Consider the following 911-nt stretch of genomic DNA (forward strand, 5'->3'; position numbering starts at 1 on the left):
GACCTGCACCCCTACGAGGGGCGGGTCGACTTCGAGTCGGGCATGGTCCTCGGCCACGAGAACATGGGCGTCGTCGTCGAGGTCGGCAGCGGCATCAACCGCATCAGCGTCGGCGACCGGGTCTCGGTGCCGTTCAACCTCGCCTGCGGTACCTGCCGCAACTGCAACGCGGGCTTCACGTCGGCCTGTCTCCGCGCCAACCCGTCCGGCACGCCGGGAGCCGGGTTCGGCTACCCGATGATGGGCCCGTACTGGGGCGGTCAGGCCGAGTACCTGCGTGTGCCGTGGGGCGACTTCAACCTGCTCAAGCTCCCGGAGGGCAACGAGCACGAGAAGGACTTCACGATGCTGTCGGACATCTTCCCCACCGGGTACCACGGCACCGAGCTCGCCGGCGTGCAGCCCGGCAACACGGTCGCGATCTACGGAGCGGGGCCGGTCGGGCTGATGGCAGCGTTGAGCGCCCGGATCCGCGGCGCCTCGCAGGTCTTCGTCGTCGACAGCCAGCCGGACCGGCTCGAGCTGGCCGAGCACTACGGTGCCACCGCGATCAACTCGAGCACGACCGACCCGGTGCAGGCGATCACCGACGGCACGGACGGCTTCGGCGTGGACTGCGGCGTCGAGGCGGTCGGTTACCAGGCGCACGACCACACCGGAGAGGAGGACCCGGCGATGACGCTCGACGGCCTCGTGCAGGTCGTCCGCGCCACGGGCCGGATCGGCGTCGTCGGCGTGTTCGAGCCCGAGGACCCGAAGGGCCCGACGGAGGACGCGAAGCAGGGCCGCCCCGCGTTCGACTGGGGGACCGCGTGGACGAAGGGCCTGTCCTTCGGCACCGGCCAGTGCCCCGTCAAGCGGTACAACGAGCACCTGCGGGACCTCATCATCCGCGGCGTCGCGAACCCGGG

1 protein-coding gene is annotated in these 911 nt (G+C 70.8%); it reads left to right on the forward strand.

Annotated elements, in window-relative coordinates; translation table 11 throughout:
• Positions 1–911: glutathione-independent formaldehyde dehydrogenase (locus DEJ23_RS15295; protein WP_111241087.1), on the forward strand; the 911-nt coding region annotated here is incomplete at both ends.

It is taken from the genome of Curtobacterium sp. MCSS17_008, from assembly GCF_003234185.1.
Lineage (GTDB): Bacteria > Actinomycetota > Actinomycetes > Actinomycetales > Microbacteriaceae > Curtobacterium.